Source organism: Embleya sp. L77, assembly GCF_055557415.1.
The window spans coordinates 1,279,364-1,292,865 of sequence record NZ_CM145710.1 but is presented as its reverse complement, the minus strand read 5'-3'; the positions used below and the strand labels follow the sequence as shown (position 1 = coordinate 1,292,865).

The 13,502-nt window shown below is 71.9% G+C and carries 8 protein-coding genes; 3 read left to right on the top strand and 5 right to left on the bottom strand.

All coding sequences use genetic code 11. The annotated features are described in order from the left end of the window. Positions 1-169: 169 nt before the first annotated feature. From ACZOOI_RS35605 to ACZOOI_RS35585, 5 genes are all read right to left on the bottom strand, one after another. The gene (locus tag ACZOOI_RS35605; protein ID WP_465283697.1) at positions 170-5,278 is read right to left on the bottom strand and encodes a beta-ketoacyl synthase N-terminal-like domain-containing protein; all 5,109 of its coding nucleotides are present in this window, start codon (positions 5,276-5,278) and stop codon (positions 170-172) included. Positions 5,279-5,455: 177 nt separating this feature from the next. Beyond that, the gene (locus tag ACZOOI_RS35600; RefSeq protein ID WP_465283696.1) at positions 5,456-6,040 is read right to left on the bottom strand and encodes a hypothetical protein; all 585 of its coding nucleotides are present in this window, start codon (positions 6,038-6,040) and stop codon (positions 5,456-5,458) included. Between the two features lie 112 nt (positions 6,041-6,152). After that, positions 6,153-6,434: an acyl carrier protein gene (locus tag ACZOOI_RS35595; protein ID WP_465283695.1), complete on the bottom strand. Its 282-nt coding sequence runs from the start codon at positions 6,432-6,434 to the stop codon at positions 6,153-6,155. Between the two features lie 5 nt (positions 6,435-6,439). After that, positions 6,440-7,963, bottom strand: a complete 1,524-nt coding sequence (locus ACZOOI_RS35590) for an amino acid adenylation domain-containing protein (protein WP_465283694.1) — start codon at positions 7,961-7,963, stop codon at positions 6,440-6,442. Beyond that, positions 7,960-9,096 (bottom strand): acyl-CoA dehydrogenase family protein, encoded by a 1,137-nt coding sequence (locus tag ACZOOI_RS35585; protein WP_465283693.1) that lies wholly within the window; start codon positions 9,094-9,096, stop codon positions 7,960-7,962. The genes ACZOOI_RS35590 and ACZOOI_RS35585 overlap by 4 nt, the downstream gene beginning before the upstream one ends. 587 nt (positions 9,097-9,683) lie before the next feature. On the opposite strand from ACZOOI_RS35585, the gene ACZOOI_RS35580 reads away from it, so the two are divergent. Genes ACZOOI_RS35580 through ACZOOI_RS35570 form a run of 3 tightly spaced genes read left to right on the top strand, consistent with a single transcriptional unit; the run spans position 9,684 to position 13,474 of the window. After that, positions 9,684-10,832 (top strand): 3-deoxy-7-phosphoheptulonate synthase, encoded by a 1,149-nt coding sequence (locus ACZOOI_RS35580; protein WP_465283692.1) that lies wholly within the window; start codon positions 9,684-9,686, stop codon positions 10,830-10,832. A 45-nt stretch (positions 10,833-10,877) separates the two neighbouring features. Next, positions 10,878-11,573, top strand: a complete 696-nt coding sequence (locus tag ACZOOI_RS35575; protein ID WP_465283691.1) for an isochorismatase family protein — start codon at positions 10,878-10,880, stop codon at positions 11,571-11,573. Then, positions 11,570-13,474 (top strand): anthranilate synthase family protein, encoded by a 1,905-nt coding sequence (locus tag ACZOOI_RS35570; protein ID WP_465283690.1) that lies wholly within the window; start codon positions 11,570-11,572, stop codon positions 13,472-13,474. The genes ACZOOI_RS35575 and ACZOOI_RS35570 overlap by 4 nt, the downstream gene beginning before the upstream one ends. Positions 13,475-13,502 lie beyond the last annotated feature (28 nt).

Here is a 13,502-nt window from a genome sequence, read left to right as displayed (position 1 = left end):
TCCCGATGAAATCGAATCCGTCATGAAATCCGCACGATAAAGAAATCCATACCGCACCGCAAAGAATCCGCCGCCCCGCTTCCCGAGAAGGAAGCGGGGCGGCGGATTCGTCACCGCTCTCCGACACCGGCGAGCCCGCGATGCCCCCGGGCCCGCCGCGCCCGCGGGCCTACCCGATGGTCGTCTCGACGGTCGCCCGTTGGCCGAACCCGACGGCCGTCTCACCCTCGGCCGAGGACGGCGTTTCGAGCGGCGCGTACGGTTCGCCCCGATCGGCCGACGCCAGGTAGCGGTCCCAGGCCACCCGGCCCAGGCCCGTCCGGGGCGCGGAACCGGCCAGCACCCGGCCGAGTGCGTCGAGCGCCGTGCCGGCGGGCGCCGCATGCACGCCCGATTCGCGCAGCGCGTCGACGCCGGGCTCCGGGGCACCCTGCCAGGGACCCCAGGCGATGCTCACCGCGGGCAGACCCTCGTGCCGCCGCCGGCGGGCCAACGCCTCGAAGAACGTGTCCGCCGCCGTCCCGACCAACGCGCCGTCGCGGCCGGTCAGCGCGGTGATCGCCGAGGACAGGACGAAGAAGTCGAGCCCGCGCGTCTGCCGGTGCAGCTGCCACGGTGCCGCCACCGCGCGGTCCAGCGCCGCGTCGAAGTCGGCCCACTCCCACGCCCGCAACGGTGCGTTCGCCGCCGGATCGGCCAGATGTACGACTCCGCGCAGCGGCGGAAGGTCGCGCTCGATCCGGGCCAGGAGCGCGCCCACCCCCGCCGGATCGGCGAGATCCTCGGCGGCGCAGTCGATCCGCACCCCCTCCCGGACGCCGTCCGGGAGCGGCGAACCGGCCAGCACCACGGACCGGGCTCCCTGCCCGGCCAGCCAGTCCACGACCGAGGCGGCGGCCGAATCCGGCCCGCCCAGGACCAGATACGTGGCGTCCTCGCGGATCTTGACGCTGCCCTCGTCCTCCTCCGGGAGCGAATGCTCGCGGAGCCGGGCCCGGTACCAGCGGTCTCCGCGCACCGCGAGGTGGCCGGAGCCGGACAGGAGCGCCGCATGCCCGAGCACGCTGCCGGCCGACGGGGTCGCCCCCGGTTCGAGGTCCACCTGTACACAGGCGAGCCCCGGGTACTCCCAGATGACGGTCCTGGACAGCGCGGTGAGCAGTGCCTGCGCCGGATCCGGCAGCGCGAGGTCGCCCGCCGATGTCGCCGCGGTGGAGCACAGCACGACCCGGGGCGCATGTGCGGCGTGCTCGCGCAGGAAGGCGCGCAGGAACGTGAAGGCGTGCTCGGCCGACCGCGCGACTCCCGCTGCCGGCGGTTCCCGATCGACGTCGTCGCCGCCCGGCGCGCCGCCGTGCAGCAGCAGACCGGCGATCCGCACGTCGCGTCGCCCGAGTTCGGCCCACAGTCGGTCGAAGGCGTCCGTCCGGTCGAGGTCGACGTACACCGTGCCCTCGTCCGCGTCGGCCGCGGCGATACCGGGTACGACGGCCAACGCCGGCACGCCGTCCAGCGTCAGCTCGCCCTGCCACCGCCGGGCCGGACCCGGGTCCTCTCCGAAGACCAGCCACGTTCCCGGGACGCCGGGCATGGTGGCGAACCGGGAGCCGTGCTCCAGGGGTTGCCAGTCGATCTCGTGCCGACGCAGCGGGGCCGCCGCCCGCCGCGCCTCCTCCGCGTCGGGCACGGGCCGCAGGACGATGCCCTCCAGGGCCGCCAGCGGTTGCCCCGACTCCGACCACACCCGTACGTCCACGACGCCGTCGTCGCGCCGCCGGGCGTGCACCCACACCGCGTCGGGCAGCGGCTCGGACAGCTCGATCCGCGCCAGCGACACCGGCACCGTGCGCCGATCGGTGAAGGCTCCGGCGACGGCCAGCGCCGCCTCGACGATCGGTGCGGACGCCGTGCGGACGCTGCCGGGGGACTGCGGGTCCGACGCGGTGCGCCGGATCAGCGCCACGGCGTCGTCCCGGCCGCGCCACAGACCGGCGACCGTCGCCGCCGGGTCGTCCTCGACGCCCTGGCGCCACCGCCGGGCGGACCAGGCGGAGGCGGGCACTTCGTCGAGGCCGGCCCGCAGCGATTCCGGGCGGATCGAGGCAGCCTCGGACGGGGCCGTCGGCAGCACCGCCCAGCCGCTCATCAGCCGCGTCCACGCGCCGCCGATCCGGGCGAAGCCGCGCACCCGGACCCCGTCCGCGTGCACCTCGCGCACCGTCTGGAGACCGAGCACCCCGCCCTCGGGGACGGCCGGCAGCTCGTGCACCTCCAGATCGCGCAGCGTGCCGGGCGGGTTCGGGTCGTCCGCGCCGTGCCGGGCGGCGGCCAGCGCCCAATCCACCAGGGCCGAGGCGGTGAGCACGCTGGTGCCGTGCACCCGGGCCGACAGTGCCGGGTGGGCCTGCGCGGCGGTGAAGTCCGCACCGAACCACTGCTGTTCGGTGCGGTCGGCGAGCTCGACCGGGGTGCCCAGCAGGGGATGCACCGGGGCCGGTGCCGACTGTGCCCGGGCGGGCGCGTCCGGCGGGATCAACCAATACCTGCGGTACTGGAAGGGCGAGGTCGGCAGGTCCACCGGGCGTGCCCGGTGACCCTGGAACGCCGGCTCCCAGTCCACCGGCACACCGTCGGCGTACAGGGCACCGACCGCGGCCAACAGGGCGTCCGCCTCGGCCGGGCCGCCGTCCTGGGCGGCGACCACGAGCACCGGCTGCGCGACCTCGCCGTGCGCGGCCACGCCGCGACGGACCGGGTCGGCCGGCGCCCCGTCGGCGCCCAGCACCAGGAACCGGGTGACGCCGTGGCCACGCAACAGGCGGACCGCGTCGAGCAGTCGGGTCGGAGTGCGGGCGTGCTCCGCCCAGTACTCGGGCATGCGCAACCGCTCGACCGGCACGATGTCGCCGCCGAGCCCGGACACGAACGGGACGGTCGCCTCCTCGAAGGTCAACGCGTCCACCACGCGCCGCAGTTCGGCCGGTACGGACCCCTGACGGGCGCTCGCGGCGAGCGGCAGGCGGGCCGGGCCCGCGGGCGCCGTCGCGCGGCCCCGGGAGCGCCAGTACCGCGTGACGCCCTCGACCCGATCCCGGTCGCCGGAGACCACGGTCGCGGCGGGCTCGTCCACGGCGGCGATCACCGGCCGGTCCGGCGAGTCGTCGAAGCCGGGGCCCGAGCGCACCTCCGACTCGGTGGCCCGGATCCACACCGACACGCCCCCGGCGGGTACGTCGGCGGGCCCGTGCGCGGCGAGGGCCAGCGCGCAGGCGTCGGCCAGGGACAGGATCCCGGCCGCGTGCACGGCGGCGACCTCGCCGACCGAGAGCCCGCCCACGTACTCGGGCGCGATCCCGAACGCGTGCACCAGCCGGTGCAGTGCCACCGCGAAGGCGAAGTCGGCGATCCGGGCGTCGCGGGGCGAGGGGTGGCGGTGCGTCGGATCGAGGATCCGGTCCCGCCAGGACCGGGGTTCGCCCCGGCCGGCCGCGGACCCGACCTGGTCCAGTTCCGCGCAGACCTCCGCCAGCGCGTCGGCGAAGACCGGGAAGGCGTCGGCCAACGCCGCGCCCGCACCCGGGCGTTCGAGACCGGAACCGGGGAACAGCAGTGCCGTCCGGCCGCGCGAATCGGCGACTCCGCGTCGCACGTGCCCGGCGGTGCCGTCGTGCGCCACGGCGGCCAGTCCGGCCGACAGCGCGTCCCGGTCGTGGCCGACGATCACCGCGCGGTGCCCGAAGGCGGAACGGGTGGTGTGCAGCGCGACGCCGACGTCGCGCACGTCCGCGTCGGCCACCGCCGCGGCCACCCGCGCGGCGTGCTCGCGCAGCGCGTCCGCCGTCTTCGCGGAGACGACCCACGGCACCGGGCCGGTCGAGGCGCGCACGCCCTCGTCCCGGTCCGCGACCTCGTCGACCGGGGGCTCCTCCAGGACCAGGTGCGCATTGGTACCGCTGAGCGTCAGGCAGGACACCCCGGCGCGCCGGACCCGCTCGCCCGCGGGCCACGGCTCCGCCTCGGTGACCAGCCGTACAGTGCCCGCCGACCAGTCCGCGTGCGTGGTGGGCCGGTCCACGTGCAGCGTCCTGGGCAGCCGGCCGTGCCGCATGGCCATCACGATCTTGGTGATGCCGGCCAGGGCGCCGACCGTCTGGGTGTGACCGATGTTGGACTTGACCGAGCCCAGGCGCACCGGCCGGTCCGGGGCGTGCTCGCGGCCGTACGTCGCGATCACCGCCCGGGCCTCGACCCCGTCGCCCAGGGCCGCGCCCACGCCGTGACCCTCCACGACGTCCACGCTCTCCGGGGTGAGCCGGCCGTCGGCCAGTGCCTGGCGGATCACCGACTCCTGGGCCTGTCCGCGCGGGGCCCACATGCCGTTGGTGGCGCCGTCCTGGTTGATCGCGGACCCGCGCACGACCGCGAGGATGGGATGTCCGTTGCGGCGCGCGTCCGACAGTCGCTCCAACAGGAGCATGCCGGCGCCCTCGGACAGGCTCACGCCGTCGGCCGATGCCGAGAACGACTTGGAACGCCCGTCGGGGGCAAGGACGTTGCGCCGTCGGAAGTCGAGGAGCGTGCCCGGCAAGGACATCACGCTCGCACCGCCCGCCAGGGCCAGCGTGCACTCGCCGTTGCGCAACGCCTTGACGGCCAGGTGCACCGCGACCAGGGACGAGGTGCACTGCGTGTCCACCGTGAGCGCGCCGCCCATCAGGCCCATCAGGTACGAGACCCGTCCCGAGGCGGCGCCGCCCGAGCTGCCGAAACCGATGAACCCCTTGACCTCCTCCGGCGGCGGGCCGCTCAGCAGCAGCGGATAGCCGCCGAACTGGAGCCCCGCGTACACCGCGGTCCGGCTCTCCTTGGCGGACAGCGGGTCGATGCCGGCGCGCTCGAACGCCTCCCACGAGGTTTCCAACAACAGCCGCTGCTGCGGGTCGATCGCCAGCGCCTCGGCCGGTGTCATCCCGAAGAACTCCGGGTCGAAACGGTCGGCGTCGTACAGGAACCCGCCATTGAGCCCGGGCATTTGCCCGGCGAGGTTCCAGCCGCGGTTGTCCGGCAGACCCGAGACGACGTCGCGGCCCGCGTCCACCAGCTCCCACAGGTCCTCGGGCGAGCGCACGCCGCCGGGGAAGCGGCAGCCGATACCGATGATGGCGACGGGTTCGTGGTTCTTCGCCTCCTCGGCGGAGAGCCGGCCGCGGGCCTGCCGCAGCTCGGCCGTCGCCTTTCTGAGGTACTTCTGCAGCTTCTCTTCGTTTGCCATCGCCATCTCGCTGTCGGCTCCTCATGAGGAAGGCGTCTGCCGGCCGGTGGGCGCGGTGCCGCGCGTGGTCCGAGCCCGGATCGCTTCGGGTCGGATACCGGTCCGAGCCGGGATCGCGACACGTCGGATACCGGTCCCGGCCCGGATCGCTACAGGTCGGGACAGGGGTCCGAGCCCGGCTCCCTACAGCTCGGACAGGGGAATGACCGTGCAGCTCTGCACGTCGTACAACTTCCACTGCCCCTCGACCTCGACGAACGCGTCGAGCCGGAAGTGGGTGTCGTCGATGGGGGTGTAGGCGTCCTTGGAGCGCGAGCGCACCCCGACCTCGCCCAGCACGTGCGAGCCGATGAACTCCAGCTTGCCGTCCTGCCAGCCGGGGGAGGTGGACACGCCGAGCGTGCCCATCGAGTCGACGTAGTACGACTCGAACTGCTGGTCGGGCTCGCTCCAGCCGATGATCCACCGGCCTTCGAGCTTGGGTGATCCGTCCGCATAGGTGGCGGTGAGGTCCATCTGGATGCAGTGCCCGCGCATGGTCGGCTTGGCCACCGACTCCATCCGCACGCCGGTGTCGAACGTGGTGATCATCTTGCCCAGCAGGAAGTCGAGTTCGCGCAGACGCGCCGGCGGGTCGTTGTTCTCCTTGACCGGCCGGGCGGTCGGGCGGTGGTTGTCCAGGTAGTCGTGCAGCTTCAGATCGGCCTCGGTCGCCGCTGCCGCCGCGTCACCGGTCGTCGTGCTCTCGGCCGTCGTGCTTTCGGTCATCGTGTCCTCCGTCGTGGTGCCATCCGGCATCGTGATTTCCGTCATCGTGATTTCCGCGGGTGGAATTTCCCGGTTGTTCTCGGCGTGGACGCCCCGCCGCCGAGGCGCGTGCTCAGGCGGCGGAGTCGGCGGCGATTTTGCCGACCATCGCGGCGATGTTCCGGATGTTCTTCAGGTCCCGGGCGTTGAGTCGCCGCGCCGGAATGGTCACTCCCAGGTCCGTGCGCAGGTAATTGAGCAGGACCACGGTGTTCAGGGAGTTGAGCACGCCCCATTCCAGCAACGGCGTGTTCTCGTCGAGCTCCCCCTTGGGGTCGCCCGCGAGAAACCGTTCGCGGATGAAAGTGGTTATCTTTTCCGCGAATTCGGCCTGGGCCGACTCTTGCGGGGTCATCGAGGTCATTCCTTCCGGTGCGGGACCGGGCCCTCGGGAGCGCGCTCTCCCGGAACGGGGGCCTGGAAAAGGGTGAGAAGCGCGGCGCGGTCGATCTTTCCGTTGCGGGTGCGCGGGAGTTGCCCGGTCACCCGCAGTTCGTCGGCGAGCATGTAGCGCGGCAGTCGCCGCGCACAGTGCCCGCGCAGCTCCAGCAGGCCGGGCTCACGGTCGGGGCCGGCCACCACACAGGCCACCAGGCGTGCCTCCATGCCCGCGCCCACCACCAGAGCCGCGGCCTCGGCCACATCGGGATGCGCGGTCAGCGCCGCCTCCACCTCGCCCAACTCGATCCGGTGGCCGCGCACCTTCACCATGTGATCGCGCCGACCCACGTAGTCGAACCCGCCGTCGGGCAGCACCTTGACGATGTCCCCGGTCGGATACGGCCCGTGCTGTGCGTCCGCGCCCCAGTAGCCGAGCATCACCGTGGGGCCGGACACGTACAGCTCGCCCTCCTCCCCGGGCCCGGCCGGCTCGCCGTCGGCGCGCTGCGCCCACGCCGTGTCGCCCGAGCAGGCGCGACCGATCGGCACCGGGCGATCCCGGGTCAGGTCCGCCTCGGTCACCTCGTGATAGGTGCACACGTTCGTCTCGGTGGGCCCGTAGAGGTTGAGCAGCCGGGCGAACGTCCAGCCGGCAAGCGCCTGCACGTGCGGAATCGGGAAGGGCTCGCCGGCGAAGAGCACCGCACGCAGATCGGGCGGTGGGATGCGATCGAGCAGATTGCCCTCGCGCATCATCAGGATCAACGCCGAGGGCACCGAATACCACACGCTGATCCGCTGCCGGTACAGGAACTCCACGAGCTGCGCCGGGGCGTAGGCCAGCTCGGCCGGAACCAGGTGTACGGACGCGCCGGTTGCGAACGCCGCGTACAGATCGAGCACCGACAGGTCGAAGTTGAACGGCGCGTGGTTGGCGAAGCGGTCCTCGGGGCCGGCGACCAGGACCTCGACCGCCCACTCGACGAAGGCCAGCGCGTTGCGGTGGCTGACGCACACGCCCTTGGGCGCACCGGTGGACCCGGAGGTGTAGAGGATGTACGCGAGTTCGTCGGGTCCCACCGGTTCGTTGACCGGATCGGGGTCGGCCTGTTCGTCCGCGCCCTCGTCCAGGTCGCGGCAGGCGATCGTGGTCAATCGCGCGGCGATCGCTTCGAGCCGGCTCTCGGTGGTCAGCACGGCCGCCGCGGCGCAGTCCTCGGCGAGCCTGGCCACCCGCTCCAGCGGCGCGGAGCCGTCCGCGGGCACGTAGGCGGCGCCGAGCCGCAGCACGGCCTGCATCGCCACGACCACCGACGCGGACTTGTCCGCCCAGATCACCACCCGGTCGCCGCGGCCGACCCCGAGGGCGCGCAGCCGATGGGCCAGCGCGTTGGCACCGCGATCCAGGTCGCGGTAGCGCAGTTCGTCGTCACCGGTCACCACGGCCGGCAGGTCGGCGTACTTCGCGGCGGCGTCGATGGCCGGTTGATGCAGCGTGGTCACAGTCCCAACTCCCTTGCCACCAGCTCCCGCTGGATCTCCGTGGTGCCGGAGAACAGGGTGCTGGGGATCGCGTCGCGCAGCTGCTCCTCGGCCCCGCCGGACAGATAGCCGGTGCCGCCGAAGAGCTGGATGGCGTCGATCGAGTTCGCCACCGCCGCCTCGGACACCGCGATCTTCGACAGCGCGGCGGCGCTGACGTGTTCGTCCTCCCGGTCCAGCAACCAGCAGGCCCGGTACAGCAGCAGCCGGGCGCCCTCCAGACGCTGCTTCATCGTGGCCAGCCGGTGCGAGATCGCCTGGAAGTCGGCGATCCGCTTGCCGAACTGGCGTCGCTCTCGGGCGTGTTCGACACAGTTCGCGAGCTGGCGCTCCATCAGTCCGAGGTAGATCCCGAACAGACACGCCCGTTCCCAGGCCATCGAGTGCTGGAAGACGGCAGCTCCCTGGCCCTCCTCGCCCAGCAGGTACTCCGCCGGGACGTGGCATCGCTCGAAACGCACCCGACCCGCCGGACAGCCCGCCAGGCCCATCTTGGGCAGCGGTTCACCCAGGACGACCCCCGGCAGGTCGGTGGGTACGGCGAAGGCCGAGACGCCGAGGAAGCCGGCCCTGGCGTCGGTGACCGCGTAGGTGACGATCAGGTCGGCGATCGGGGCGTTGCTGGCCCACGACTTCTCGCCGTCGAGCAGGTAGCCGTCACCGGTGGGCTCGGCGGTCACCGCGATGTTGCCGATGTCGGAGCCCGCGTCGTCCTCGGTCATCGCGTTCGCCGCGACCGACTCGCCGCCGGCCAGGCCCGCGAGCAGCCGATCACGGACCGCGTCCGAGCCGAAGTCCCGGACGGGAACGGCACAGGCCAGCAGATGCGCGGCGACCGCGAACGCGAGCCCGGTGTCTCGACAGCCCCTGCCGAAGGCCTCCAGACACAGCGCGGTGTCCAGCGCGGACAGACCGCCGCCGCCCACCTCGGTGGGCAGACACAGCCCGGTCAGCCCGATCTTCCCGGCGATGGCGAAGTTCGTGCGGGTCACGTCCGGGTCGGCCACGGCCCGGTTGCGGCCCCAATGGGCCTCGACCTCCCGGAAGATGTCGGCGGCGCGATTCCGTTGTGCAGCGGCGATTCCAAATTCCATGGCTATTCGTGCCTCATTTGTGAGGAGTTGTTTCAGCGCTCCCGCAGCGAACAGCACCGTCCGAGTGCCCGGGTGGCAATGCGGAACGAACGGCGTGGGACCGAAGGCCGGGCAGAAGCCGCCCCGGCGGGTGCGGTATCGGTGCCGTCGATTCAATGGTGCCGAATGAATACCGTTCTGCCGGCACACGCTAGTAAGCCCGCCGCCCGGGTGTCACCCCCTAAGAACCTCGCGGCGGCCGTGTTCCGGGTGGTGCGGCGCGATGCCGAGCCGGGCGCCCACCGGCTTAGGGGATTCCCCTAGCGGGCGGGGCCGGCCCGAGGACTGCGGTTTAGGGGTGTGCAGGCACGTCGATCCCGGCTCACCATGGGGCGACGACGCCCGGAAAAGTCAATTGTGATTGCGGAAATCTGCTGATGCGGATGAACCCTGGCGGCGGGTGCATCGCGAATTCGCGCGGACCGCAGAACCGGTGGACGCCGCACTCCCTTCCACCAGCACCACCGGGAACCGAATCAGCCCAGAATCGGTGTGACGCGCGAGGAGAGCCTGATATGCAGCGGGGGATCGATACCTACCCGTTTCTCATGGGAAAATCGGCACTGCAGCAACCCGATTGGGGCGACCGGGCCCGACTCCAGCTGGTTCGTGCCGAACTCGCGGCGTCGCCCGGGCTCACCTCGCCCGCCGACATCGCCGTGCTGCACGACCTCCTGGCCCGGGTCGCGGCCGGCGAGTCACACGTCATCCAGGCCGGGGACTGCGCCGAGGACCCGGCGGAATCCAACCTGGACTACGTCGCCCGCAAGGTCGGCCTGCTCGACGTGCTCGCGGGCACCATGCGGATGAACACGCACCGACCCGTGGTGCGCGTGGGCCGGATCGCCGGCCAGTACAGCAAGCCGCGGTCGCAGCCGACCGAACTGGTCGGCGGCCAGGAACTGCCGGTCTATCGCGGCCACATGGTCAACAGCCCGGAGCCCGATCCGGTGCAGCGCCGACCCGACCCGGTGCGCATGCTCACCGGCTACCAGGCCGCCGACCAGGTGATGACCCATCTCGGTTGGCACAACCCGGTCCGCGGTTGGGAACTGGGGCCGCTCGTGTGGACCAGCCACGAGGCGCTGCTGCTCGACTACGAGGTCCCGCTGCTGCGCACCGACGACGACGGCCGGCTCTACCTCGCCTCCACCCACTGGCCGTGGATCGGCAACCGGACCCATCAGCTCGACGGCGCCCATGTCGCGCTGCTCGCCGCCGTGAGCAACCCGGTGGCCTGCAAGGTCGGCACCGCCATGACGCCGAACGAACTGGTGGCGCTGTGCGCCGTGTTGGACCCCGAACGGCGGCCCGGCCGGCTCACCCTGATCGCCCGGATGGGCGCCGGCGCCGTGTCCGAGCGACTGCCCGCCCTGGTCCAGGCGGTGCGCGCGGCCGGGCACCCGGTGATCTGGCTCTGCGACCCCATGCACGGCAACACCCTCACCACACCCGCCGGCCTCAAGACCCGGTACGTGAAGTCGGTCCTGTGGGAGGTGGAGCAGTTCCAGTGCGCGGTCTCGGCGTTCAACGGCGTGCCCGGGGGACTGCACCTGGAGATCACCCCCGACGCCGTCACCGAGTGTGTGTTGAACGAATCCCACCTCGACCGGGTCGGCGAGAAGTACATCACGCTGTGCGATCCGCGTCTCAACCCCGCCCAGGCCGCCTCGGTGGTCGCCACCTGGCGATCCTGAGCCCTCGCGACCGCGCGTACACCCCAGCAGAGGAAAACCCACGTCATGCCAGGTATACCGCCCATCACGCCCTACTCCATGCCGACACGGGAGGAACTGCCCGCGAACACCGCCGACTGGAGCATCGATCCCGAGCGGGCCGTGCTCCTGGTCCACGACATGCAGCGCTTCTTCCTGAAGGCGTTTCCCGCCGAGAGCGCGGTCGAGGACCTGGTCACCAACACGGCCCTGATCCGGGGGCGTTTCGCCGAGGCGGGCGTACCGGTGGCCTACACGGCCCAGCCGGGCGGGATGACCGAGGAACAGCGCGGGCTGCTCAAGGACTTCTGGGGTCCGGGGATGACCCCGGAGCCGGCCGACCGCGAGATCGAGGATCGGCTGGCGCCGGGGCCGGACGACTGGGTGCTCACCAAGTGGCGCTACAGCGCGTTCTTTCGATCCGACCTGCTGGACCGCATGCGTGCCGCGCGCCGGGACCAGTTGGTCGTCTGTGGTGTCTATGCGCACGTCGGCGTCCTGATGACGGCGGTCGAGGCCTACACCCACGACATCCGCACCTTCCTCGTCGCCGACGCGGTCGCCGACTTCTCCGCCGGGCACCACCGGCGTGCGCTGGAGTACGCCGCGGGACGTTGCGCGATGGTGGTCACCACGGCGGACGTGCTCGACGTCTTCGACGACCGGGGAGCCGAGGGTGCGCACGGTCGACGGCTCGTCGGCAGGTCCGGTGCCGCGTCATGACGGCGCACCGGAGCGGGTCCACGGCCGCCGGGCGGAAACTGCTCGACCGGGTGTTCACGGCGGAGCCGCCGCCGTTCGCGCTGCTGCACCGGCCCGAGGCGACCGGCCCGGACCTGCTGGACATCGTGATCGGCGAGGTATCCCACTGCGACACGCTCGCCGACCTCCCGGTCGGCCGCACCCCGGTCGAACCCGGACGCGCCGCGCACGAGGTGTTGGCGATGATCCCCTACCGGCAGATCGCCGAGCGGGGATTCGAGTGCGTCGACGACGGGTCGCCGCTGATCGCGATGACCGTACGCGAACACGCCACGATGCCCGTCGACGAGGTCACGGCCCGGGTCCCCGAAGTCGCGATCCACCTGTCCGGTGGGCACTTCGACATCGGCGACGACGAGTACGCCGCACTGGTCCGCACCATCATCGACACCGAGATCGGTGCCGGCGTCGGCGCCAACTTCGTGATCCGACGCTCCTTCGTCGTAGACATCACCGACTACACGCCGCACACCGCGCTCACCGTCTTCCGCCGGCTCCTGCAACGCGAGTCCGGCGCCTACTGGACGTTCGTCGCGCACACCGGCGAGCGCACCTTCGTCGGCGCCACCCCCGAGCGGCACGTCACCCTCGACGCGGGCACCGCGGTGATGAACCCCATCAGCGGAACGTACCGCTACCCGGCCTCCGGTCCGACCCTGGCGGGCGTGAAGGAGTTCATCGCCGACCGCAAGGAGACCGAAGAGCTGTACATGGTCCTCGACGAGGAACTCAAGATGATGGCCCGCCTGTGCGACGCCGGCGGCCGGATATCGGGACCGTACCTGCGCGAGATGACCCGACTCGCGCACACCGAGTACTTCATCGAGGGCCGCACCGACCGGGACGTACGCGAGATCCTGCGCGAGACGATGTTCGCGCCCACCGTCACCGGCAGCCCGTTGGAGAGCGCCTGCCGGGTGATCCGCCGGCACGAGCCGCACGGTCGCGGCTACTACAGCGGAGTCATGGCGCTGATCGGACACGACGAACAGGGCCGCGCCGCCCTGGACTCGTCCATTCTCATCCGCACCGCGGACATCGACCGCACCGGCCGGGCCCGGATCGGCACCGGCGCCACACTCGTGCGCCACTCGGACCCCTACGGCGAGGTCGCCGAAACCCGGGTCAAGGCATCCGGGCTGCTCACCGCGCTGGGCACCAGCTCCGACACGTCCTTCGCCGAACACCCCGAGATCCTCGACGCATTGTCCCGCCGCAACGGGACCATCGCCCCCTTCTGGCTCGGCAGCGACCTCGAACGCACGGGTTCGGACGGCGAGTTGGCCGGGCGCACCGTGCTGGTGATCGACGCCGAGGACACCTTCACCGAGATGCTCAACCACCAACTGCGCTCACTGGGGCTGGTGGTCACCGTGCACCGATTCGACGAGCCGTACGACTTCGCGAGCCACGACCTGGTCATCATGGGACCGGGACCGGGCGACCCGAACGACGACGACTGCGCCAAGATCGCCCACCTGCGCGCGGCGATCCGCACCCTGCTGAGCGAACGGCGACCGTTCCTCGCGGTCTGCCTCAGCCACCAGACCCTGTGCCGGGAACTGGGCTTCACCGTGGCCCGCTGCGCCGTGGTCAACCAGGGGTTGCAACGCGAGATCAACCTCTTCGGCTCGCGCGAGCGGGTCGGCTTCTACAACACCTTCGCCGCCGTCAGTTCGCACGACAAGGTCGACGTCCCCGGCGTCGGTGTCGTGGAGGTCAGCCGCGACGAGGAGACCGGCGAGTTGTACGCGCTGCGCGGGCCGCACTTCTCCTCGATGCAGTTCCACGCCGAATCCGTGCTCTCCCAGGGCGGCGTGCGCATTCTCGAAGCCCTGCTGAAGGGCCTGCCGAGGTCGTAACCACGGCCTGGCGCTTCCTCGCTTGTCC

What these genes read in the sequence shown, in the direction of transcription:
- ACZOOI_RS35605 (WP_465283697.1), bottom strand. Translation starts at nt 5,278, where the DNA reads ATGGCGATGGCAAACGAAGAGAAGCTGCAGAAGTACCTCAGAAAGGCG.
- ACZOOI_RS35600 (WP_465283696.1), bottom strand. Translation starts at nt 6,040, where the DNA reads ATGACCGAAAGCACGACGGCCGAGAGCACGACGACCGGTGACGCGGCG.
- ACZOOI_RS35595 (WP_465283695.1), bottom strand. Translation starts at nt 6,434, where the DNA reads ATGACCCCGCAAGAGTCGGCCCAGGCCGAATTCGCGGAAAAGATAACC.
- ACZOOI_RS35585 (WP_465283693.1), bottom strand. Translation starts at nt 9,096, where the DNA reads ATGGAATTTGGAATCGCCGCTGCACAACGGAATCGCGCCGCCGACATC.
- ACZOOI_RS35580 (WP_465283692.1), top strand. Translation starts at nt 9,684, where the DNA reads ATGGGAAAATCGGCACTGCAGCAACCCGATTGGGGCGACCGGGCCCGA.
- ACZOOI_RS35575 (WP_465283691.1), top strand. Translation starts at nt 10,878, where the DNA reads ATGCCAGGTATACCGCCCATCACGCCCTACTCCATGCCGACACGGGAG.
- ACZOOI_RS35570 (WP_465283690.1), top strand. Translation starts at nt 11,570, where the DNA reads ATGACGGCGCACCGGAGCGGGTCCACGGCCGCCGGGCGGAAACTGCTC.